Origin of the sequence: Burkholderia sp. KJ006, from assembly GCF_000262695.1 — a bacterium.
GTDB classification, from domain to species: domain Bacteria; phylum Pseudomonadota; class Gammaproteobacteria; order Burkholderiales; family Burkholderiaceae; genus Burkholderia; species Burkholderia vietnamiensis.
The window spans coordinates 984,935-1,007,716 of sequence record NC_017921.1; the positions used below are offsets into that span (position 1 = coordinate 984,935).

Here is a 22,782-nt window from a genome sequence, read left to right on the forward strand (position 1 = left end):
TGAAGGGCCGTTCAGGGTCAATCCGAGACCATCGCACGTTGCAACGCGTCTGCCGACCGCATTCGGCCATTTTGATACGTTCGACATCGCGGTGTGGTTCGTGGACAATCCGCTGGGGGTTCAGCCTCCAGCGTCACAAGTGCCCCAACTCGCGAACAATCGGATGGCGCAAGAATGACCTCGCACGCAGAAATATATTTGAGAGATTTTCATCGCCGCCGGGCAGGAGCAACGCGTCGAGCCTATGGTAATCGACCTGCCCGATCTGCGCAGGCGGCATACCCTTCCTCCTATCACGCACTGGCGAATCGTGTGCCGAATGAAGCGATGTCGCGGACTGTCCTCGACCTGGCATGTGGCGATGGGCCATTGCTGCAAATTCTGAACGACAGGGGGCATGCAGCCACGAAGCTGATTGGCATAGACATGAGCGATGGCGAGTTGAGCGGGGCTCGGGGAATATTGCCGCACGAAATACGATTGCTCAACGAGCGCGCACAAGAAATGTCGCTCGATAGCGGTTCAGTAGACTACGTGCTGTCGCACATGGCTCTCATGTTGATGGACGATATCGAACAAGTGGTCCGAGAGATTCGCCGGGTATTACGTGACGGCGGCAGTTTTTCCGCTATCGTGGGGCGGAGCTTTTTGACCGGCAAGGTCGGCGAAGTCTTTCTGGACATCTTCAAGCCAATCGCGAAGGCTCGGCTCACCGAGTTGCGACTCGGCGACGCGCGCACGCGCAGTGAAGCCGGTTGGCAAGAACTGCTAAAACGCGATTTTGTTGATGTGGCTTTTGAAGACATCGACATCGACTGGACACCTACACCCGAGCAGCTGTGGTTGGACATGCTGGACACCTACGATGCCGACCGGATGTCGGAAGCGGCGCGCGCGCAGTTCAAAAGTGAACTGTTGTCGGCGTTCGCGTCCATGCAAAGCGACGACGGTACGTTGCAAACTGGATGGGGCCTGCGTCTGGTTCAGGCCACTGCTGCCTAGCGTTAGCGGCGAGTTCGAAGGACGGCTCAGGTAGCACTGAGGTCGCTTGTAGATGCTCTCAGCCTGGGCTGATCTGCGACGGTCGCACGTCGCAGGGCTAGCCGGCTGCATCCGACCAGACGCGAATGCTATCGGCGCCACGCCTGACGCTGAATGGCCGTTAGAGGCAAATCTGACAGGCCGCACCGTGTCGAAAGCCCACATCCACGGAACTCCACGAAGGTTACTTTTCGCCGTTTCGCGACGCGCCGCAATGCGCAATGCGCGATGCGCGATGCGGGATACGCGATACACGACACCGACTCACCGGCACGCTAGTCACCCCCTCACTGCCCAACCCCGCCCGCCGCGACCGCTCGCGGCCGACCCTTGCGGCCCACGAGCTCCCGCGTAAGCGCATCCGACACATAATGCGGGCCATCGAACAAATACACTGAATACCCGCGATAAACGGCCAATTGCGCGGCCAGCTCATCCGCAGTGGCCGCGCGAAACCCACCACGCTCCGCGGGTCGGAACGCCTCCGCGATCAGCCGCACGCGTCGCTTGCCCAGCCGCGCGGCCAAGTCATCGACGTACGTACGCGCGACATACGGTTCGCGCGCATACACGCCGCAACCGTCCTGAAACAACACACCGACATCCGCGGGCAGCCACGTGACGAGCCAGTCGGCCAGCGCCTTCCCGCCGATGTTGCTCTGGTCGTACACGCTCACCCACAGCGGTCGCGGCAACCGGTTCAGGATCGCCGCGAGCTTCGGCGCGTCCTGCCAGGTCGGATCGATTTCGACGGGGAAGTAATAGCCGGTGACATGCAGCGGAACCGGCGCGCGTGCGACCGCGACCGACTGATCGGCAAGTGCCGACAGCTGCGTGCGCGCACGCCGTTCGTCCTGGTAGCCAGCCAGGCCGAGGATCACGTTGCGGGCCCACGGCTCGCGGCCGATGCGTTGCCAGTCGGGAAGATGCGAGGCCGTGCGCATGCCGGTGCCGGCGAGATACGCGGTATCGTCGACGGCACTCCACTGGATCAACAGCTCATGCACGCCGAGCTGCTGCCAGTTGCCGGCCGGATTGATCGTCGCGTTGTCGAGCTGCCAGACGATGCCGTCGGCGTGCACGTCGTGCGCCGTCCAGCTGCAAGCGGTCATTGCCAGCGACGCGGCAACGGCCGCGAACGGCGTCGCATGCGCCACGTGCACGCGCCGGCGCGGCCCTGCGGCCTGCCGGAGCCGGCCGATACGCTGCCGAAACCTGCGCAACGCGCGGATGGCATAGATGGTCATCGCTTGCCTCCAGATAAGCCCTCCCGCGCATCATCGTAGCCCATCCGAAGCACACGCGCGATCCGCATCGTCATTGCGGATCGCGCGCTTGCGGCCAGCCGCGTTACTTGGCCGTCGTGCCGTCCACCCAGGTATAACCGAGGTTCGTGATGCCGGTCACGAGACTCTGGAAATCCTGCAATGCAGGCAGCCGGAGGTCGGGTTCGAGCCAGTACGGATGGAAGAAGAACGACGCGAAGCCGTCGCGCACGGCCAGCCCGTACTGTGCATTGGTCACGAGCTGCTGCCACGTGTACGTGATGCACGAGAACTGGTCGATACTGCAAATGTTGTACTGGATGCTGCCCAGGTTCTCCGGAATGATCCGCTGTCCGTAGTAATCGGAGTTGATGATGTACGGGAAGAACTGCCCGGCCGAAAAGTCCTGGTTGGGTGCGCCGGTGCCGAGCTGTGGATTGGTCGCCGTGTAGTAGACGGCCCGCTGGAACGTGGTCGGGAACGTCGCGGCCGTCGCCGCCGCCGCCTTGGGCGACACCTGATACTGCGGCGCAGCCCAGCCGACGATCTTGTAGCCGTTGGCCGTGAACTCGAGCAGCCCGTTCGTCATTCTGTCCTCCGCCCATTGCACCGAGTCCTCATCGACCGGCCGGTTCTGCACCGCGTACCAAAACTCGTAGTCGCTGCCGCTGACGGCAGTCAGCAGATTCGGCGTCGAGTCGTACTGGTGCGTGTAACCATGCATCACGATCGAGCCGCCGCGCGGGATTGCGTAGTTCAGCGCATTCTTGAGCCCCGTTGCCTGCGCGAGATGGATGGTCTGTGGCACGCCGCCGTTGTAATAACCGTTCGGGTCGGTATACAGCGGAATGGTCGCCATCGTGAACTTGATCCTCTTCGAGTACAGGTAGTCGGTGAGCTGCTTCATCGAACTCGTCGTCGTATAGGCGTCGAGGTCCTCGAGACGCACGAGCGCACGATGATTCACCGGTGCGTTGGTCTGCAGGATGTCGTGCAGCATGTCGCAGATCACGAGGTAGCGATCCGTCGGCCCGATGTAGGAGAACGGAACGTCGGCGAAGTACCAGAGGCGGCCCGAGCGCATCACGTACGGCGCGGTTGCGCCGCTCTGGCTGTTCTTCATCGTGACGAGCACCTGCGCCTTGGTCGCATCGACCACCTGCGTCAGGCCGACGTCCGGGTCCGCGCTGACGGCGCCGGTCGACGCGTTGTACGCGTAGTACTTCACCATCGGCAGGTTCTTGTAGGTGATCGTGTCGTAGAAGCCGGGGTTCGGATTGCTCGACGAAGGCGTCGCGTTCAGCCCGGCCAGCCCCTGAAAACTGAACCCGAAGGTCTGGTTGAACGTGTACGCCGTGTTCCATGCGAGCTGCCACAGGTTGTACTTGAACCAGACGACCGTCTTCGTGGCGGTCATCACGTCGCTCATGAACGCGGTCGGAATCGGGTTGTTGTAGTAATCGCCGATGTAGAACGTCACGTCGTGATTGCCGACCATGCCCGACGTGTAGTTCTGGATCGGAACCAGGTCCACGGTCGTATTGAAGTGGCCGAGCAGATTGCGCAACATGATGCTGTACATCAGTCCGAGCTTCGAATACGGGTCGTTGGCCGGGTTGTCGTAGAGCACGAGCGTGCGGGCAGTGGTGGTCTGCGCGTGGGCCGTGCCGGGCGTCGCGATTTGCACGAAGCCGGCCAGCAGCGCGATGACGATCAGGATCTTCTTCATGGCCGTTTCTCCCTATTCGCGTTCCACGTTGCCGCCAGCCTTCTTGACGGATTTGGGGCTGAACGGCGGGCGGCCGGTCTCCTTGTAGGCCTTTTCCCAATCCTCGTCGGACATGCCGGCCTTCACGCGCACGTGCGCGGAGCCGTTCGGCAACGGCGGTGGCTTCACCTTGCCGCTGGACGAGCTGCTGGCTTGCTGCGCGTTCGCGGCCTGGAGCGGGCCCGTCACGACGAGCGCGGACGTCAATGCAACGAGCAGCCCGACGGCGCTCACCCCGGTTCGGAAAGAGTGGTTTCGATGCGAAGGCATGGTGTTCATCCTTTGATAGGCAAATTGCGATCGCCTCGTTCGGGAAACGAGCACGACCAGCCCCCCCGATCCGTAGCTGGACTTCATGTCGTGATTTGTTGTGCGCCTGATACCGGATAAGCAAATGAAACCGGTCGGCTGTGTTTCAAGCCAGATCCATACCATCCACCGCAAACGCGCGCCGTGCCGGGACGCCGACATCAGCGCCGCGCGGCAAGCCGGAATTGCAGCGATAAACGTTGCACGCGCGTAACGCGGGCACAACGCGGGGCCCGATCGCGAGTGCCGCGGCGAACGTCGCGCGACGCACGCGCGGCGCGCTGCGCACCGCCGCGCGCGGGCCGGCTGGCGGGCCGTTCGAATGGCGGCCCATCATGCCGCCGAGCGCGACGTGCGCGCCGTTCGTCCGAGCCGCGCGCGGTCGTGGCCGGCGTCGCTGCGCGGCCGACCTGTCGGGCAGCTTTCACGCGCGGCGCGACCGCACGTTTCAGTGCTGAAACATTTGGCCTGCCTTCGCGGTGCCGGCCGCCTGCCGCGCATGCCGGCACCCCGCGAGCGACAAGGATTGCGTGCCGATGGCGCACGACTTGCTTGACGAATCGTGCGTGCGGACGGCGGTGTACGGGGGGCCGTGCGACGCGACCGACGCCGGCGGTTTCGCGTGGGCATGACCGCAGCAGTGTGCGGCGTCTCGTTGGAATCAGCGTCGGAAAATTTGCGCGAGCGCGTCGATGGCGCCTGATGCGTGAGCGTGCGATTCGGCCGCGCGGGCGCCGCTTCAGAGCCGCACGCGCAGCGGGCAGGAACGGAAGGGCAGTTGTACCGGGGGCGAGGTGGGGCTGCTTATCGGCCTTGCGTCGGCAGGCGCAAACAGCACTGACAAGCGACAATCGCGGAAAACATGATGAACCATACAATATGGAGTGCGTATCTGTCGGCGCTCGACGTCGTCGCCATCGTGACCGCGATCGTCATCCTGATCAGCACGCTCGACGATCTCACGCTCGATGCCTGTTACTGGTCGTTCGAAATCCGCCGGGTCCTGCGTCGCGAGAAGGCGCCAGCCATCGACATCGGCATGCTGCGCGCGCTCGACGAGCGTTATCTGGCGCTGATGGTGCCGGCCTGGAAAGAGTACGACGTGATCGCGAAGATGATCGAGAACACGCTCGCGACCATCGAGTACGAACGCTATGTGATCTTCGTCGGCACCTATCACAACGATGCCGAAACTACGGCCGAAGTCGAACGGATGGTTCGACGCTACCCCGGGCGCGTCACGCGCGCGACGGTGCGCAACGACGGGCCGACCTGCAAGGCCGACTGCCTGAACTGGATTCTCGATGCGATCCTGCGTTACGAGGACGTCCACCGCATCCAGTTCGCCGGCGTCGTGATGCACGACTGCGAGGACGTGATTCACCCGGCCGAATTGAAGTACCTGAACCACGCGGTCACGCAGAGCGACCTCGTGCAGCTTCCCGTGCTGTCGTTGCCGCGCAAATGGAACGAGTTCGTCGCCGGCTGTTACCTCGACGATTTCAGCGAAACGCATCAGAAGGACGTGCCGGTGCGCGCGCGTCTGACCGGCGTCGTGCCCGGCGCGGGCGTGGCGTCGTGCTACAGCCGCCGCGCGATCGACGCGGCGATGAAGGCGAGCGGCGGCAATGCGTTCAACACCAGTTCGCTGACCGAGGACTACGACTTCAGCTTCCGGCTGAGGGACCTCGGGATGACGGAGACGTTCGCCCGCTTCCCGCTGTCGGACGTCGCGCGCGATGCGCAGGCGCGCAACGCGCGCAAAGGCGCGGCACGTGAGAACCTGCTCGCGACGCGCGAGTATTTTCCGAAGACGTTCAGAACAGCATACCGGCAGCGCGCGCGCTGGGTGCTCGGCATCGCGTTTCAAGGCTGGGAGCAGCTCGGCTGGAAAGGCGACCTGCTCACCCGCTACATGTTCTTCCACGATCGCAAGGGCATCGTGACGTCGCTGTTCTCGGTGATCGCCTACGTCGTGCTGCTCAATTTCGTGCTGCTTGCCGTCCTCGAGAAAACCGGCCATGCGCTCCCGGCCAGCGTTCATTTCGCGACGAACGGCCCGTGGATCGCGCCGCTGCTGTGGGTGAACACCTTCATGCTGGTCGCGCGCGCCGGACAGCGCGTGCACTTCGTCAGCAAGCTGAACGGCCCGCTGCAGGGGGTGCTGTCGGTCCCGCGGATGTTCGTCAACAACATGATCAACTTCTACGCGGTTTGCCGCGCGTGGCGCATCTATCTCGGCCACCTGGTGAGCGGCAAGCCGATCGCGTGGGACAAGACCAGCCACACCTATCTGTCGAACGAAGCGCTCGGGAAAGTGCGGCGCAGGATCGGCGAGATCCTGGTCGGCTGGGGCGTGCTGTCGCTCGAGCAGCTGCAGGCATGCCTCGACAAGCAAGTGACGTGCGGCAAGCGGCTCGGCGAGCTGTTGCTCGACGCGAGCATGCTGTCGACCGAATCGCTCGCCGACGCGATCGCCGAGCAGGCCGATCTGCCGCGCGTGAGCCTGGGCAACGTTGCTGTCGGCCATTTCGCGGACTCGCTGGCCTTCGAGTTGCAGTACGCGTATCGCGCGATTCCGTTTTCCACCGCCGACGACGGCACGCTGAACATCGCGGTCGGCCGCCCGCTCACTCAGGACGAACAGGAGGTCGTGCGACGCGGCGCGCGTACCAACGTCGCGTACTTCATCGCGTGCGATGCGGAAATTTCCGCCGAACTCGCGCGGCACTCGCGCTTCGTCGAGATCTCGCGGCTACGCGACGGCGACGGCGCGTCGATGCAGGCATCTGCGGCGATTCGGCCGTCGGGAGAACAGGCATGAAACGCTCGACCCGTCCGATCACCGCCGGCCTCGCGCGCTGCGCGCGGCTCAGCGCACTGGCGCTCGCCATGTCGCTCGCGTGGCAGCCGCCCGCGCACGCTGCCCGGCCGCTCGTCCCCAAAGCGTTCCGGCTGGCCGACGGCGCCTACAAGGCAATCGACGCCGGCGACCTGCCCCGCGCGGAGGTGTATGCGTTGCGCGCACTGCAGATCCAGCCGGGCAGCGAGCAGCTCGGACTGTTGCTCGTCGACGTGTACCGGCGCGAAGGCAAGGTCGACGACGCCGACGCGCTGCTCGAATCGCTGAGCACACGCTTTCCGAACAGCGCGGCCGTGCTCGCGCAGCACGGTTATCTCGCGCAGCGCCAGATGCGCTACGACGTCGCGTGCCGCGACTTCTCGGCCGCCGTGGCGGGCGGCAAGTGGAGCGCGGAGCAGCAGCGCAACCTGCGGCTCGCATGGTCGGACAGCGCGCTCGCGGCGAACCGTCCGCATGAAGCGGGTATCGCGCTCGCGCCGCTCGCCGATGAAAAATCCGCGGTGATCCAGGTGCGCATCGCGCAATTGAGCCTGCAGGCCGGCGATCACGACACGGCGATCCGGATGGCCGAACTGGCCGCCAGCGACGCGGCGACGGACACCGAACGCAACATGGCCGCCGCGATCGCCGCGCAGGCGCGGCAGGTCGATCGGCCGCCGCAGGCACCGGCCGACGACTCGGCGATGCAGCATCTGCAACACGCGTACGACCTGCTGCGCGAGCACCGCGATCGCGATGCGCTCGACGCGTTCCAGCAAGGCTTCGCCGGCGGCGCCGGCAACGCGATGAACTATGCGGATGCCGGCTATGCGGCGAAGCGGATCGGCCTGAACGACGAATCGGTGCAGATGTTCGAGCACAGTCTCGATGCCGACGAAAGCGAGCACGCGTTCGACACGCAGCGCAAGTTCGGCTATCGGCGCGAAGTCGAGCAACTGCAGCGCACGTGGGGTTTCGTGCTGAGCGCGCCGTATCAATCGGCCGCGTTCGGCCCGCAAGGAACGATCAGCGTGCTGCAGCCGGGCGTCGAGGCGTACTGGCAGCCGCCGAAGATCGGCTACCAGAACGGGCGCATCCTGCAGTTCTTCGTGCGCGGTTACGGCACCGCGTACGACGGCAACGGCAACGTGACCGGCATGCCGACGGTGCAGGGGTCGGTGGGCGTGCGCTACAAGCCGATACCGGATCAGAACGTGGTGATGACCGCCGAGCGGCTGTTCCACATCGGCAGCCTGTCGATGACGGACTGGCTGATGCGTTTGGGATATTCGTCGGAAGCGGGCACCGACCTGCGCGTGACCGAGCCGAGCTGGCGCAGCTGGCAGGCCTATGTAGAAGGCGCCTATTTCATTCACGCGGGGCGCTACATCGTTTATTCGGAGCTGCGCTACGGCCACACGTGGCGTCTGCCGATGCTCGGCAATCGTCTGACCGTCTATCCGCACGTCGCGGTGGCGGGCGATCACGACAACCGTGAGAAGGACGAGACGGCGATCGGCGTGGGGCCGGGCATCCAGTTCCGGTACTGGTTCCGCGAAGGGCGCTATACGGCGCCGGCGAGCTACGTCGATGTGACGGTGCAATACCGGTTTCCGTTGACGTCAGCGGCCCGCGCACGTGGTCTCGTGGTGCGCGCGACATTGTGGTTCTGAGCGGCTGCGCTGACGCCTGGACGGATCGCTACGACGCGATCAGCTGGGCGATTTGAGCGTGATGATCGTTTGACGCAGCAGCTTGAAGTAGCCGCTCGTCGAATACGGGAGCATCTCCTCGACGTAGTTCCACCAGAAGAACCCGCCGATGAAGCGCGGATCGGTCATGCTGTTGACCATCGGGTAGTAGGTCGTGATGAGGTTCTGCTGCACCGACGTCGGCGCGGCGATGTCCGACGTGCCGATTTCGCCGAAGCCGACCTTCGCGTTCGGGAAGATGCTTTCCAGCGCCGCGAAGTCGTTCTTCCACGACGGGCTCAGGCCCGGGCAGTCCTGATACGGGTAGTAGCTGAACAGCGCGTAGTCGGCTTGCTGGCGCACCGTGGACGACAGGAAATTCGTCGGCCAGGTCTTCCAGTAATCCTGCGGCTTCGCCCAGCAGTTGTTGCCCTTGCTGTCGTCGTTGTAGTACAGCGTGATGGCCGTCTTGCCGCCGTTCGATTTCACGATCGTATTGGCCGCGGCGACCATCTGGCCGATCTGCTGCTCTTCCGAGTTGACCACCGTGTTGGTGCCGTTCGGGTCGTTGCGCAGCCATTCGCCATTGATTTCGTTCGCGATTTCCCACACGTCGACGGTGTTCTTCAGCTGCGACACCAGTTCCTGCGTGCGCGCCTGGTACGCCGACAACGTCGTCGGGAAATAGTACGAATCGTAGATTTCGCCCATCACGTATGCGACCGAGTGCAGGCGCAGCAGCGGCGCGTAGTAGTCGGCCGCCGACGTGCCCGGATCGAACACGACGCGCACCGTCGGGCGGTACGGCAGGTTCTGCAGCGACGCGACGATCGCATCGAGTTTGGTCAGGTCGTCCAGCGTGACCCCATAGACGGGGTTCTTCAAAGGCTCGACCTGGGCCTGGGCCGACTGGGACAGCGGCATCAGACCGGCACAAGCCACGCATGCGGCGATGGCCGTACGCGAGATAGTTTTCGTCAGCTTAATCAAAACTCGTTCCATCCTATGTTCAGAGGAAGCGCGATTTTAGACGAAAATAAAAGCTAATTATCCGACGATAATGGAAGAAAAAGGGTTCAATGGACGGTATGGCATGCGCGGACCCATGCGCGCGCGAGATAAACGAAGCATCCCCAAGCGAATTCGCGAACGCGTTTTCCGCACGGTCGCGAGCGAGGTTCGCGCGGCGGAGCGTGTCGGCGCGCGATGCGCTGCATGCGCGCTCGCGCGACGATCCACTGGTTCGGCTCGCCCGACGCGCACGCATGCATCGTCGAGCGCCGGCGCACGCATCGCGCGAAGTGGACCGTGCGCGAGGCGGCACGCAAACGTTTGGCGTTGATCTCGGCCGGAAAACCGCAGGAAATTGCTAAAGGATGCGTGTGGCGATGACGTTAAACGGGAACGGGGAAGACTGTCGATCGCATGCCTCCGACGTGCGACGCGCAGTCCGCAACAATCAGCGCAGCAGGGGAACCAACTTGAACCGTCAGCAATCTTGGACGCGTACGGCCGCGCCCGGCGAGATCATCTACTCGGAGGGCTTCGCCGGCGAGCCCGTCATCTTTCTGATCGCGGACGGCAAGGTCGAGCTGTCGACGCGGTGCGAGGACAAACGCATCGTCATCGGCACGCTCGGGCGCGGCGACTTCTTCGGCGAAGCGGCGCTGCTCGGGGCCGAGCCGCGCGCGCACACCGCGAAGGCGCTGTCGTTCTGCCAGCTCACGGTCGTGCCGGCGTCGACGCTCGACGAGGAAATCGAGCATGTGTCCGCGCTGCTGCGCCACATCGTGCGCACGATGATCCGTCGCGTGAAGCGCAAGGACGACCAGCTCGCGACCTATACGCACGCCGACTTCATGCCGGGCGTGCTGTCGTATGCGCATGTGCTGTCGCTGATGGCCGGCGCCGACGCGCGCGGCTCGGACGACGCATGGTCGCGCCGGCCGATGCAGACGCAAGCCGCGGAGACCTCGGTGCCGCTCGCCGACGTGATTCGCCGCTGCCGCGCGATCGCCGGCCATTCGCGCCCGCACGTGCTCGCGATGCTGCGCCGCATGGAGAAGCTCAATCTCGTCACGATCGAGGCCGCGTCGGCCGAGCATGCCGGCGGCATGGCCGACTATGGATCGTCCACGGACGGGCGCCAGGTCGTCACGTTCGACGCCGCCCGCGTGGTCGATCGCGCGCAGCAGGTCGCCGATCACGACCTCGACCTGTCGATCAACAGCGAGCTCGAGCTGATCGAGCTGGCCGATCTGGAGGCGCTGATCGGCGTCGACCGCAAGCTGCTGCTCAACAAGCTGTCGCACGGCGAGATCGCCGACGAGTTGTTCGCGTTCCGCAAGTCGAAGGTGCTCGGCTACGTCGAGCAGAAGGGCGTCGCGTATTTCTCGCGGCGTCACCCGCGCGCGGGCGACGTGCAGTCGCTGGAGGACGTCGTGTGGGTCGACCAGCGCACGCTGTTCGACGTGATCAGCGGCTTCGATACGTACGATCTCGCGAAGCTGATCGCGAGCCTCGACGATCGTGCGATCGCCGACAAGCTGTTCTCGGTGATGACCGAAGCGCGGCGCAACGAAGTGTCGTGGGTGATGCGCCGCGAGCTGAAGCTCGATCCGCTCGAGGTCGGCGAGATCGAGCGCCGCGTGGTGGAGGCCGTTCGCGCGGCCAAGGCGCCGGCCGCCGGCGCTGCGCCGGCGCCGCTCGCGTCGTCCGACGCGTGACGCGCGGCCCGACGGAGACGACATGGACCTGTTGACCCTGGCTGGCGTGCTGCTCGGCGGCGCGGCCATCGTGTTCGGCTTCGCGCTCGAAGGCGGCCACTTCTCGATGTTGTTCCAGTTCGAGGCGCTCGTGATCGTGCTCGGCGGCACGCTCGGCGCGGTGATGATCCAGAACACCTGGGCGCGCTTTTTCGATGCGGTCAAGCAGTTGCGGCTCGCGTTCGTGCGCGCGCAGGAAGTGGACCGCAAGCATCTGAGCGACCTGCTCGAATGGGGCGACCGCGCGAAGCTCAACGGTTTGCTCGCGTTCGAATCGATGGACGTGACCGGCATTCATCCGTTCGCGCGACGCGGGCTGGAACTGCTCGCGAACGGCGTGTCGAGCGCCGTGCTCGAGGATGCGCTGCAGCGCGAGCTCGACGCCTACGAGCGCAGCCGGCTCGCGGCGGCGCGCGTGTGGCATCAGGCGGGCGGCTATGCGCCGACCTTCGGGATTCTCGGCTCGGTGCTCGGGCTGGTGCAGGTGACGAGCCACATCCTCGAGCCTGCGCAGCTCGGGCCGGGCATCGCGGTCGCGTTCATTGCGACGCTCTACGGTCTCGCGTTCGCGAACCTCGTGTTTCTGCCGCTGTACGGCAAGCTGCGTGCGCAGATCGACAGCGAGCTGCGGTTTCGCAAGCTGTACCTCGACGGGCTGCTCGCGATTTCGCGCAAGGAATCGCCGCACACGATCGAAACGCGCCTGGCCGGCGACGTGCGCGGCCGCGCGGCCGAGTCGCTCGCATGACGCCCGTGGAGCATCGACATGACGGCACGAACTGAGGCCGCGCGCGCGGGCGCAACGGCGACCGGTCGCGACGACGATGAAGGCGACGACGCGCAGACCGGGCGCTGGCTGATCTCGTACGCGGATCTGATCACGACGCTGATGGTGCTGTTTCTCGCGCTGTACGTGCTGCAGCTCGCGAAGTACAACGCGCTCGACGCGCGCTATCAGACGCTCGCGCGGCACGACGACGCCGCGCGCGGCACGGCGGCCATCACGCTGCCCGAGCGCGTGCCCGCGTGGCTCGCGTCGCTCGATGCACTGAAGACGGCCGGCCGCATCGCGCTCGTGCGCGCGCCGCACGGGATCGAGATCGGCATCGACGCGAAGGTGCTGTTCAACGTCGGCGACGCGCGTCTGTTGCCCGATGCGGCGCCGGTGCTGACCCAGATCGCGCGCGCATTGAGCGAGCATGCGAGCGGCGACATCCTCGTCGAAGGGCATACCGACAACGTGCCGATCGCGAACGCGAAATACGAATCGAACTGGGAGCTGTCGTCCGCGCGGGCCGGCAGCGTCGTGCGCTATCTCGCGGAGCGCGGCGTCGCGCCGCACCGGCTCGCGGCGATCGGCCGCGCCGATACGCAGCCGCTCGTCACCGGTGACGACGCGGCCGCACGCGCGCGTAATCGGCGCGTGACGATCTTCGTCGCGTACTGAACGGTGGCTGCGGCTGCGGCTGCGATTGCATTGCGTGTGCTGATGCTCCACATCCGAGATCGACGCCGCGTTGCTGCCGGTGCCTGCCGATCCGTCGAACGCACGCGCACGCGCCGCTACGCTCAATAGCGGCGACCTTCCGCGCTGCCCGGAACCGGCAGACCGAGCCCCCAGACGCCGCCCCGCTCAGGGCGAGCGCAACGCCTGCAATCCGAGCGTGAGCGCGTTGAGCGGCAGTTCGGCCGCGCCCATCGAGAAGCTCGTCGTATTCGCGCTCGACGCCGGCGTATGCATCAGCGCATGGACGATCCGCTCGCTCGCATGTCCGTCGCCGTACGGGTTGCTCGCACGCGCCATCTCGTCGTAGGCGCTCGCGCTGTCGAACAGCCGCGACGCTTCCCGCACGATGAGCTCCGGGTCCGTGCCGACGAGCCGCGCGGTGCCGGCCCGGATCGCTTCGGGGCGCTCGGTCGTATCGCGCGTGACGAGCACGGGCTTGCCGAGTGCCGGCCCTTCCTCCTGGATGCCGCCCGAGTCCGTGATGATGAAGTGCGAACGCGACATCAGATACACGAACGCGAGATATTCCTGCGGTTCGATCAGGTAGATGTTGGCCTCGCCGCCGAGCAGCGCGAGCGCCGGCTCCCGCACGTTCGGATTCAGGTGCAGCGGGTAGACGAACTGCGCGTCGCGATAGCGGTGCGCGAGCGTGCGCAGCGCCTCGCAGAAATTCCGGAACGGCTCGCCGAAGCTCTCGCGGCGATGGCCCGTGATCAGCACCATGCGGGCCGTCGGGTCGAGGAACGGAAAGCGCGCGGCGACCTCGCGGCTGAGCGCGTCGTCGCGTTCGAGCATGTGCTTGACGTCGTGCAGCGCGTCGATCACCGTGTTGCCCGTCATCACCACCGAGCCGACCGGCACGCCTTCGCTCAACAGGTTGTCGCGCGCCTGGCCGGTCGGCGCGAAGTGCCATGACGACACCGCATCCGTCACGCGACGGTTCAGCTCCTCCGGCCACGGCGACCAGATGTCGCCGCTGCGCAGGCCAGCTTCCACGTGCCCGATCGGCAGGTAGCGATAGAACGCCGCGAGGCTCACGGCCAGCGTGGTGGTCGTGTCGCCATGCACGAGGACGATGTCCGGGCGCAGGTCGTCGAACACCGCGCCGATCGCATGCAGGATGCCGGTCGTCACGTCGCTGAGCGTCTGGCCCTGACGCATCAGATCGAGATCGTAGTCGGGCTCGATGTCGAACAACGACAGCACCTGATCCAGCATTTGCCGATGTTGTGCGGTGACGCACACCTTCGCGTCGACATCCGCGCGCGCCTTCAGCGCGCGAACGAGCGGCGCCATCTTGATGGCTTCCGGCCGGGTTCCGAATACAAGCAAGATCTTCTTCATTGATATCCCCGTATAGCTTTTCTGAGCGGAAGGAACCGGCTCCCGACATCGACCTGCTCGCACGCCACCGGCCGACGCACGTCGCGATTGCGTCGGTTCGCACCGCACGAGGTGCGGCGGCGTTGCAACGGCGAGCGCCGCGTGTTGGCCCGCGTGATCTGCGCCGCGCCATCGCCGGACGACCGTGGTGTCGTCGCGATTCCGGTTACGTCATGAGTGTTCTTTGCCGTGCCGTTCGTCGCGACCGCTCCCCGTTGCCAATACAGCAATATTCAAACCACCCGCCGCGTGGCCCGGCCCCGACGCCCGCGCCGCATCGGCAACGCGTCGAACGTTTCACAATTGCTACGAGCGCGGCGCGCCGGCGCGCGGCGGGGACGCTGAGTTGCACCCGTGGCGTCGCCCCGTACGACGCGTGGCGTCGTTCGTTGCGTGCGGCATCGCGTTGCATGACGGCCCGCGCGTGAAACGACCGGACGGCCGCGCGAGATCGCGAAATGTTGCGCATCTGAAACATGTGCGGTGTCCATTCGCAGCCGGCGCGACATCGCGGATGCCGACGGCACGGCGCGGCGACGCAGTCGCGATGCGATGACCGACGCCTGCGCAGCCCTTACCCCGCGCGGCTTGCAGGCCTTGCGTCGATGCGCGGCGCGACGCGGCGGATCGTCTCGCCGACGATCGAGACCGATGATGCGGCGATGAATCAAAAACGGACGGCGCGGCGCGGCGGCGAGCGCGTCGGCGCATCGCCGGCCCTTGCCGCGTGGGCGAAGTCGGTCGATGGCTCGACGCTTGCTTGTTCGATGGTGCAGGCGTGCGGCGGCCGACGCAGCTCGGCGATACCGATACGGCGGAGCCGAAAACAGCGCTCGGTGGGCCTACGTTCGGATGTGGCGCGACGCACGAGATGCACGCGCATGTGCGCAGTTGCGACGGACCTGCGGGTGCGACCACGGTGGACGAAAAACCGCGGCGCACGGCCGATGGACGAACAGGGGCAAGGAGACGGGTCATGTGTGGCATCGTCGGCGCGGTCGCGCAACGGGACATCGTTCCGGTTCTGATCGAGGGTTTACGTCGCCTCGAATATCGCGGCTACGATTCATGCGGGGTCGCGACGGTCGTCGACGGCCAGGCGCGCCGCGCGCGCAGCGTGTCGCGCGTCGCCGATCTGGACGCGCACGTGCGCAGCGCGGGCCTCGCCGGCAGCACCGGCATCGCGCACACGCGCTGGGCGACGCATGGCGCGCCGGCCACCTGCAACGCGCATCCGATCTTTTCGCGCGACGAGATCGCGCTCGTGCACAACGGCATCATCGAGAATCACGAGACGTTGCGCAGGCAACTGTCGGACGCGCACTACGAATTCGACGGACAGACCGACACCGAGGTCGTCGCGCACCTGATCCACAGCAAGTATCGCGGCGACCTGCTGGCCGCGGTGCGCGATGCGACGTCGCAACTGCACGGCGCGTATGCGATCGCCGTGTTCAGCAAGCACGAGCCGCAGCGGCTGATCGGTGCGCGCGTCGGCTCGCCGCTGGTGGTCGGCCTGAACGACGGCGAGTGCTTTCTCGCGTCCGATGCGCTCGCGCTGGCCGGCATCACCGATCGCTTCATCTTTCTCGAGGAAGGCGACGTCGTCGAGCTGACGCCCGCCGGCGTGCGGATTCTGACGCGCGACGGCGCGCCCGTCGAGCGCCCGGTGCAGACGGTCGCGCCGGCGCTCGGCGTGGTCGAGCTCGGCGCGTACCGGCATTTCATGCAGAAGGAGATCTTCGAGCAACCGCAGGCCGTCGCCGCGACGATTCCCGACGCGGGGCTGTTCGATCCGGCTGCCTTCGGGCCCGACGCGACGCGCGCGTTCGAGCAGATCGACAACGTGCTGATCGTCGCGTGCGGCACGAGCTACTACTCGGGCCTGACGGCGCGTCGCTGGCTCGAGACGATCGCGCGGCTGCCCGCGCAGGTCGAGATCGCGAGCGAATACCGCTACAGCGATGCGCTCGCGCTGCCGAACACGCTGGTCGTCAGCGTGTCGCAATCGGGCGAGACCGCCGACACGCTGGCCGCGCTCAAATATGCGCAGGCGCTCGGCCACATCGACACGCTGGCCGTCTGCAACGTGCCGACCAGCGCGATGGTGCGCCAGACCAGCCTGCGCTTTCTCACGCGTGCAGGCCCGGAAATCGGCGTCGCGTCGACCAAGGCGTTCACGACGCAACTCGTCGCGCTGTTCATTCTGGCGGTGACGCTCGGCCGGCTGCGCGGCTGCGTCGACGACGCGCAGCTCGCCCGCTACACGACGCAGTTGCGGCGCTTGCCGAGCGCGCTCGACGACGTGCTTGCGCTCGAGCCGCAGATCGAGCGCTGGGCCGCGGAATTCGCGCAGCATGAGAACGCGCTGTTCCTCGGGCGTGGCCTGCATTACCCGATCGCGCTCGAAGGCGCGCTGAAGCTCAAGGAGATTTCGTACATCCATGCGGAGGCCTATCCGGCCGGCGAACTCAAGCACGGGCCGCTCGCGCTGGTGACCCACGCGATGCCGGTCGCGACGATCGCGCCGAACGATGCGCTGCTCGAGAAGCTCAAGTCGAACATGCAGGAAGTGCGCGCGCGCGGCGGCCAGCTTTACGTGTTCGCCGATGCCGATACGCGCATCGACGACGGCGAGGGCGTGTCGGTGTTGCGGATGCCCGACTACTACGGGCTGCTGTCGCCGATCCTGCACGTGGTGCCGCTGCAGCTGCTCGCCTATCACGCGGCGCGGCTGCGCGGCGCGGATATCGACAAGCCGAGGAATCTCGCGAAATCGGTGACGGTGGAGTGACGGGGACGGGCGGTGCGTGTGCGGCGCCTCAGAGCGGAGCGGTTAGCGTGTTGCGGCCGTGGGCGCAGGCGATGAAGTCGTTCGCATGTTTCGTTACCGGGGCCGCGAGCCGCAAAACGCCGCTGCGACGGCCGCCCGATTCATGCGAAGATTGGCCGACCGTTCCGAGAACCGAACCCGAGGCCCCCGTGAACCGATCGAATCCCGAACGCAACGCACACACCGGCCACCCGCCGTGGATGCACATCGCTTTGGCCGAGCTCGGCATCCGCCGCTTCCCGCCCGGCAGCAGCAACCCGCGCATCGTCGAATACAACGGCCACACGAATCTGGTCGGCTACGACGACAAGATTTCGTGGTGCTCGTCGTTCGTCAACTGGTGCATCGCGCATGCGGGCATCCGCGGCACCGGGTCGGCGCTCGCGCGTTCGTGGCTCGACTGGGGGCGGCCGCTGGAGCAGCCCGTGTACGGCTGCATCGCCGTGCTCACGCGCGACGATCCGGCGAGCTGGAAGGGCCACGTCGGGTTCTATCTGCGTCACGACCACACGCACGTGCATCTGTTCGGCGGCAATCAGCTCGACGAGGTGCGCGAGCTCGCGTATCCGGTGAGCGAGGTGATCGGATACCGGTGGCCTGACGTCGGCTGAATGCGCGGCATCGCCGAGTCGACGGACGGGCGGGCGTGGAGCGTTTCGATGCGGCGAAGGTCGCCGGCGCACCGGTCAGCGGGCCGCAGCGGTGGCCGCGACGGCTTCCGGCTCCGTCCCGCCCGCCGCATCGTTGCGGCTCCAGCCGCCACCGAGCGACCGATACAACGCGACCGCGGCGAGCGCATGCTCGCGCCGCGCCTGATTGAGTGCCTCGGCGTCGCGCAAATACACCTCCTGTGCCGACAGCACGTCGAGAAAATCGGTGGCGCCGCCCTTGTAGAGCTGGTTCGCGAGCCCGAGCGCGTGATTGGACGCCGACAGCGCGCTCGCGAGCCGTTGCGTTGCCGCGTCGCTGCTCACCAGATTCGCCCGCGCATCCTCGACCTCCCGCAGCGCCTGCAGCATCGTCTGCCGCAGTTGAAGCTCCGACTCGCGCATCCGGCTTTCGCTCTGCGCGATGTCGGCGGTGATGCGTCCCGCGTCGAAGATCGGGCTCGTCGCGCTCAATGCCGCGCTGAACAGGTTGTCGGTGAGCGTCGGCAGCCCGAGATACGACGCGGCCAGGATTCCGTCGGTCAGGTTCAGCGAAAACTTCGGATACCGCTCGGCCTTCGCGACGCCGACCTGCGCCGCGCGCCGTTCGACCTGTGCATAGGCGGCGAGCACGTCGGGTCGTCGCAGCAGCGCCTGCGACGGCAGCGTCGCGGGCGACCCGGCCGGCGACACCGGCACCTCGCCACGCTGCGCGAGCAGGAGCCGGTCCACCGACTCGGGCGTTCTCCCGGCGTACACGGCAATCAGGTTGAGCTGATGAGCGATCTGCGCGTGCGTCGGCGGAATCCGCGCGTCCAGCGCATCGAGCTGGTTCTGCGCGCGCGTGACGTCGAGTTCCGTCGATAACCCGAACGCCTGGCGCTTGCGCGTCAGTTCGAGCGCGCGCCGGCGGAGCGCCGCGTTGTCCTCGAGGATGGTCAGCTCCTGCTGCGCCCAGCGCAGGTCGACATAGGCGGACGCCGCGTCGGCCGCGAGCGCGAGCCGCATCGCGTCTTCCGCATGCTTCTGCCCGACCAGTTCGGCTTGCGCGGCCAGCAGGTCGAGCCGCTCGCCGCCGAACACGTCCGGCGACCAGCTCAGCGCGAGTCCGACGCCGGCTTGCCGCACGTAGCCGAGCGGCGGCGGCGTGTTCTGGCGCGCGTCGGCCGCGTGCGCGCTCGCATCGAGCTCGGGCAGCAGCGCCGCGCGCTTGCGTGCGGTCAGCGCCTGCGCCTGCTTCACGCGTTCGGCGGCGGCCTGCAGATCGAGGTTGGCGTCGAGCACGGTTGCGACCAGCCGATCGAGCACGCGGTCGTCGAACTGCGCCCACCATGCGGCGGCGTCGACGTCCGTGCGCGGCACGTCGGCGTCCCAAGCGGCGGGCGCGACCGACGCAACGGCATCGGGAAGCGCGGCATGCTGCGCGGGCTGCAGCGCGCACCCGGCGGCGAATGCGCTGACGACCAGCGCGACGAGCAGTTTTATCATCATCGGGGTCTCGGCTTCAGTGTGCGTCGGGTGGCGGCGCATTCAGCGTGATCGGACGGGAAAACGCGACGGCGACCAGCGCGACGACGAAGCACAGCGACAGCGCGTAGTACGCATCGGCGTAGGTCAGCGTCAGCGCTTCGCGATAGATCAGCCGGTGCAGGGTCGCGAGGCCGGCCTGCGCGGTATCGAGCGTGTTGCCGGCGACCGCGCTCCAGTACGCGGCCTGGCGATCGAGCAGCGATGCGACTTGCGGCTCGCCGGCGCTCACGTGCTCGTTCAGCCGCAGGTAGTGAAAGTTCAGCCGGTCGTTGAGCATCGTCGCGCTCACCGCGATGCCGATGGCGCCGCCGAGGTTGCGCATCAGGTTGAACAGGCCGCTCGCCGATTTCAGCCGCGACTGCGGCAGCGAGCCGAGCGCCATCGTCACGATCGGCGGCACGCTGAACTGCTGGCCGATGCCGCGCAGCGCCTGCGGCAGCAGCAGCTCGCGCCAGCCCCAGTCGTGCGTGATCGGCGTGTACAGGTAGCAGCCGAGGCCGAAGCAGACGAGCCCGAACACGAGCAGCGCGCGCATGCTGACGTAGCGCGCGGCGAATGCATACGCGCACAGCGCGAGCAACTGGAACGCGCCGACCGACAGCAGCGCGATGCCGATCTGCAGCGAACTGAACGCACGCACCTGCGCGAGAAACAGCGGCGTGAGGAACACGGTCACGAAGATCCCGATCCCCGTGACGAACGACAGCAGGCTGCCGATCCCGAAGTTGCGTACGGCGAGCGCACGCAGGTCGACGATCGGATCGTCTGCCGTCAACGCGTGCACGATGAACAGGAAGCCGCAGATCGCCGAGATCCACGCGCAGATGACGATCGTGTCGTCGCTGAACCAGTTCTTGCGCGGGCCTTCTTCGAGCACGTATTCGAGGCAGCCGAGAAAGCCCGACATCAGCGCGATGCCGCGATAGTCGCCGCGCTTCACGAGGCTCGGGTCCGGTTCGTCGATGTGCACGTAGCGCGGCACCAGCGCGGCCACGACGATGCCCGGCACGAGGTTCAGGTAGAACAGCCAGTGCCACGACCATTGATCGGTGATCCAGCCGCCGATCACCGGCCCGATCGCCGGTGCGAGCGACGCGAGCGCGCCGATCGTCGTCGATGCGATCAGCCGCTGCTTGCCCGGAAACAGCACGAACGCGGTCGTGAACACGGTCGGGATCATCGCGGCGCCGAGCGCACCCTGCAGCCCGCGGAACAGGATCATCGAGTTGATGTCCCAGGCGAGCCCGCACAGCATGCTCGTGATCGTGAAGCCGACCGCCGACGCGACGAACAGCCAGCGCGTCGACATCACCTTCGACAGCCATCCCGACATCGGGATCACGATGATCTCGGCGATCAGGTAGGCCGTCTGCACCCACGACAGTTCGTCCTGGCTCGCGGAGAGCCCGCCGCCGATGTCGCGCAGCGACGACGCGACGATCTGGATGTCGAGCGTCGCCATGAAGAAGCCGACGCACATCAGCGCGAACGCGAACACGCGCTGCTTCGTCGGTTGCGACGCGGGGTTGCCGGAAAACGCGGTGGTCATCGTCGGCTCCGGCTCAGTTCGCGCGGTCGAGATGCACGGTCACGACTGCCGAGAGGCCGGGACGCAGCACGCGCTCGAGCCCCGGCTGCGGGTCGAGATGCACGCGCACCGGCACGCGCTGGACGATCTTCGTGAAGTTGCCCGTCGCGTTTTCGGGCGGCAGCACGCTGAACGTCGCGCCGGTCGCGGGCGCGAGGCTGTCGACGCGGCCATGCAGGCGCGTGCTCGACGCGTCGAGCGCGACGTCGACGCGCTCGCCCGCGCGCATCCTGCGCAACTGGTCTTCCTTGAAGTTCGCGTCGATCCACAGGCCGGACGCGGGCACGATCGTCAGCAACGGCGCGCCGACGTTCGCGAGCATCCCGACGCGGCCCGTGCGGTTGCCGACGTAGCCGTCGACCGGCGAGCGGATCGTCGTGTATTCGACGTTCAGCGCCGCGACCCGCTGGGCGGCCAGTGCCGTGTTCACGCGCGCCCGCGCATCGGCGAGCTGTGCGCCGAGCACGTCGAGCTGCCGCTGCGCGGCGAGCAGCGCGGCGTCGCTGCGGGCGACGGCGGCGTCCGCCTTCGAATAGTCGGCATCCGCGCGCTCGACGATCTGGTTCGACACCGCGTCGGACTTCACGAGCTCGCGGTAGCGCTCGCGATCCGACGCGGCGCGCGCGAGCTCGGCCGCCGACGCGTGACGGTCCGCCGCATGCTGGCCGATCACCGCGTACTGAAGCTGCTGCTTCGCTTCGAGTTCGGCGACCGCGGAGCGCGCGCCGTCGACTTCGGCGCTGGCCTGCGCCAGCTTCGCGTCGTAGTCGCGCGCGTCGAGCTGCACGAGCACGTCGCCGGCTTTCACGCGCTGGTTGTCGGTCACGAGGATCTTGTCGACGAAGCCGTTGACCTTCGGCGCGAGCACCGTCACGTCGCCGCCGACATAGGCGTCGTCGGTGCTTTCCTCGAAGCGCAGCACGAACAGCCAGTCGAGCGTCGCGGCCGCGACCGCGACGACCACCGCCGCGACCGCGATCCGCATCCACGGCACGCGGCGTTGCTGCTTCGCGGGCCGGTCGGCTGTAGCCGCGTCGCGCGACGCAGCGGTTTGGGTCGTTTCCATCGATGCATCCATGTATATGCACGTATCGGGGCGATCGGCGATTGGTCGACGATCGGTGAGGTCGTCGATCAGCGCGTCGCCAGGTCGTGCGTGATCGTGAACAGTTCGTCTCTGAGGCGTGCCGCGCGTGCTGTGCCGAAGCGTTGCTCGAATGCGTGCTGGGCGGCGCGCCAGTGCACCTGTGCTGCGGCGATCTTCGCTTCGCCCTCTGCGGTCAACGAGAACGTTCGGCGGCGGCACCGCGGCTCGACGCGGCCGCTGACGAGCGCCGCGCCGACGAGCGGCTTCAGCGCGCGCAACAGTGCGGTGCGCTCGATCACCAGGACGGCCGACAGCGTCGCCATCGACAGGCCCGGGTGTTCGCGCAGCAGCGCGAGAATGCTGTACTGCGATGGCGTGACGTTCGCCCGCGACAGGTAGCGCTCGTAGAACTGCGAGATCCGCCGCGCGGCTTGCCGGACCGCGAAGCAATCGTCGTCGCTGAGTGGGGTGTTGTGCATGTGCACATGCTAGGGCGCGGCGCGCCGCGAAGCGAGCAGCCGCGCGG

General features: G+C 66.6%; 17 protein-coding genes. 8 read left to right on the top strand and 9 right to left on the bottom strand.

Annotated features, from left to right (window positions below; genetic code table 11):
* Nucleotides 1–174 precede the first annotated feature (174 nt).
* Entirely contained in the window at nucleotides 175–1,002 is an 828-nt protein-coding gene (locus MYA_RS18435; RefSeq protein WP_041494080.1) for a class I SAM-dependent methyltransferase, read from the top strand.
* 326 nt (nucleotides 1,003–1,328) lie between these two features.
* Here MYA_RS18435 and MYA_RS18440 read toward each other — a convergent pair whose 3' ends face one another.
* From MYA_RS18440 to MYA_RS18450, 3 genes are all read right to left on the bottom strand, one after another.
* Nucleotides 1,329–2,288, bottom strand: coding sequence for a hypothetical protein (locus MYA_RS18440; RefSeq protein ID WP_014724552.1), 960 nt, complete (start codon nucleotides 2,286–2,288; stop codon nucleotides 1,329–1,331).
* A 103-nt stretch (nucleotides 2,289–2,391) separates the two neighbouring features.
* The gene (locus tag MYA_RS18445) at nucleotides 2,392–4,035 is read right to left on the bottom strand and encodes a DUF2334 domain-containing protein (protein ID WP_014724553.1); all 1,644 of its coding nucleotides are present in this window, start codon (nucleotides 4,033–4,035) and stop codon (nucleotides 2,392–2,394) included.
* A 12-nt stretch (nucleotides 4,036–4,047) separates the two neighbouring features.
* On the bottom strand, nucleotides 4,048–4,431 hold the full coding sequence (locus MYA_RS18450) for a hypothetical protein (RefSeq protein ID WP_224056520.1): 384 nt from the start codon (nucleotides 4,429–4,431) through the stop codon (nucleotides 4,048–4,050).
* A gap of 817 nt (nucleotides 4,432–5,248) precedes the next feature.
* On the opposite strand from MYA_RS18450, the gene MYA_RS18460 reads away from it, so the two are divergent.
* The gene (locus MYA_RS18460) at nucleotides 5,249–7,207 is read left to right on the top strand and encodes a glycosyl transferase family protein (RefSeq protein ID WP_014724560.1); all 1,959 of its coding nucleotides are present in this window, start codon (nucleotides 5,249–5,251) and stop codon (nucleotides 7,205–7,207) included.
* Nucleotides 7,204–8,898 carry a bacteriophage N4 adsorption protein A gene (locus tag MYA_RS18465; RefSeq protein WP_014724561.1) on the top strand — a complete coding sequence of 565 codons (1,695 nt, stop codon included), beginning with the start codon at nucleotides 7,204–7,206 and terminating at the stop codon, nucleotides 8,896–8,898. The genes MYA_RS18460 and MYA_RS18465 overlap by 4 nt, the downstream gene beginning before the upstream one ends.
* A gap of 39 nt (nucleotides 8,899–8,937) precedes the next feature.
* Here the strand turns inward: MYA_RS18465 and MYA_RS18470 are convergent, their stop codons facing one another.
* Complete coding sequence (locus MYA_RS18470) at nucleotides 8,938–9,918, bottom strand: hypothetical protein (protein WP_014724562.1); 981 nt, start codon at nucleotides 9,916–9,918, stop codon at nucleotides 8,938–8,940.
* A gap of 479 nt (nucleotides 9,919–10,397) precedes the next feature.
* On the opposite strand from MYA_RS18470, the gene MYA_RS18480 reads away from it, so the two are divergent.
* Genes MYA_RS18480 through MYA_RS18490 form a run of 3 tightly spaced genes read left to right on the top strand, consistent with a single transcriptional unit; the run spans nucleotide 10,398 to nucleotide 13,128 of the window.
* The gene (locus tag MYA_RS18480; RefSeq protein ID WP_014724565.1) at nucleotides 10,398–11,642 is read left to right on the top strand and encodes a Crp/Fnr family transcriptional regulator; all 1,245 of its coding nucleotides are present in this window, start codon (nucleotides 10,398–10,400) and stop codon (nucleotides 11,640–11,642) included.
* A gap of 22 nt (nucleotides 11,643–11,664) precedes the next feature.
* Nucleotides 11,665–12,429 carry a flagellar motor protein gene (locus MYA_RS18485; RefSeq protein ID WP_014724566.1) on the top strand — a complete coding sequence of 255 codons (765 nt, stop codon included), beginning with the start codon at nucleotides 11,665–11,667 and terminating at the stop codon, nucleotides 12,427–12,429.
* Between the two features lie 18 nt (nucleotides 12,430–12,447).
* A complete protein-coding gene (locus tag MYA_RS18490; RefSeq protein WP_014724567.1) occupies nucleotides 12,448–13,128 on the top strand; it encodes an OmpA/MotB family protein in 681 nt (226 codons plus the stop codon).
* Nucleotides 13,129–13,314: 186 nt separating this feature from the next.
* Here MYA_RS18490 and wecB read toward each other — a convergent pair whose 3' ends face one another.
* Nucleotides 13,315–14,532: a non-hydrolyzing UDP-N-acetylglucosamine 2-epimerase gene (gene wecB / locus MYA_RS18495; protein WP_011881474.1), complete on the bottom strand. Its 1,218-nt coding sequence runs from the start codon at nucleotides 14,530–14,532 to the stop codon at nucleotides 13,315–13,317.
* Between the two features lie 1,015 nt (nucleotides 14,533–15,547).
* On the opposite strand from wecB, the gene glmS reads away from it, so the two are divergent.
* Entirely contained in the window at nucleotides 15,548–17,365 is a 1,818-nt protein-coding gene (glmS, locus tag MYA_RS18500; protein WP_014724568.1) for a glutamine--fructose-6-phosphate transaminase (isomerizing), read from the top strand.
* 239 nt (nucleotides 17,366–17,604) lie between these two features.
* A complete protein-coding gene (locus MYA_RS18505) occupies nucleotides 17,605–18,015 on the top strand; it encodes a TIGR02594 family protein (protein ID WP_011881477.1) in 411 nt (136 codons plus the stop codon).
* Nucleotides 18,016–18,090: 75 nt separating this feature from the next.
* Here the strand turns inward: MYA_RS18505 and MYA_RS18510 are convergent, their stop codons facing one another.
* From MYA_RS18510 to MYA_RS18525, 4 genes are all read right to left on the bottom strand, one after another.
* Nucleotides 18,091–19,539: an efflux transporter outer membrane subunit gene (locus MYA_RS18510; RefSeq protein WP_014724570.1), complete on the bottom strand. Its 1,449-nt coding sequence runs from the start codon at nucleotides 19,537–19,539 to the stop codon at nucleotides 18,091–18,093.
* 16 nt (nucleotides 19,540–19,555) lie between these two features.
* Nucleotides 19,556–21,130: a DHA2 family efflux MFS transporter permease subunit gene (locus tag MYA_RS18515; RefSeq protein WP_014724571.1), complete on the bottom strand. Its 1,575-nt coding sequence runs from the start codon at nucleotides 21,128–21,130 to the stop codon at nucleotides 19,556–19,558.
* A 13-nt stretch (nucleotides 21,131–21,143) separates the two neighbouring features.
* Nucleotides 21,144–22,235: an HlyD family secretion protein gene (locus MYA_RS18520; RefSeq protein ID WP_034194939.1), complete on the bottom strand. Its 1,092-nt coding sequence runs from the start codon at nucleotides 22,233–22,235 to the stop codon at nucleotides 21,144–21,146.
* A 68-nt stretch (nucleotides 22,236–22,303) separates the two neighbouring features.
* The gene (locus tag MYA_RS18525) at nucleotides 22,304–22,735 is read right to left on the bottom strand and encodes a MarR family winged helix-turn-helix transcriptional regulator (protein WP_041494082.1); all 432 of its coding nucleotides are present in this window, start codon (nucleotides 22,733–22,735) and stop codon (nucleotides 22,304–22,306) included.
* Between the last annotated feature and the right edge of the window lie 47 nt (nucleotides 22,736–22,782).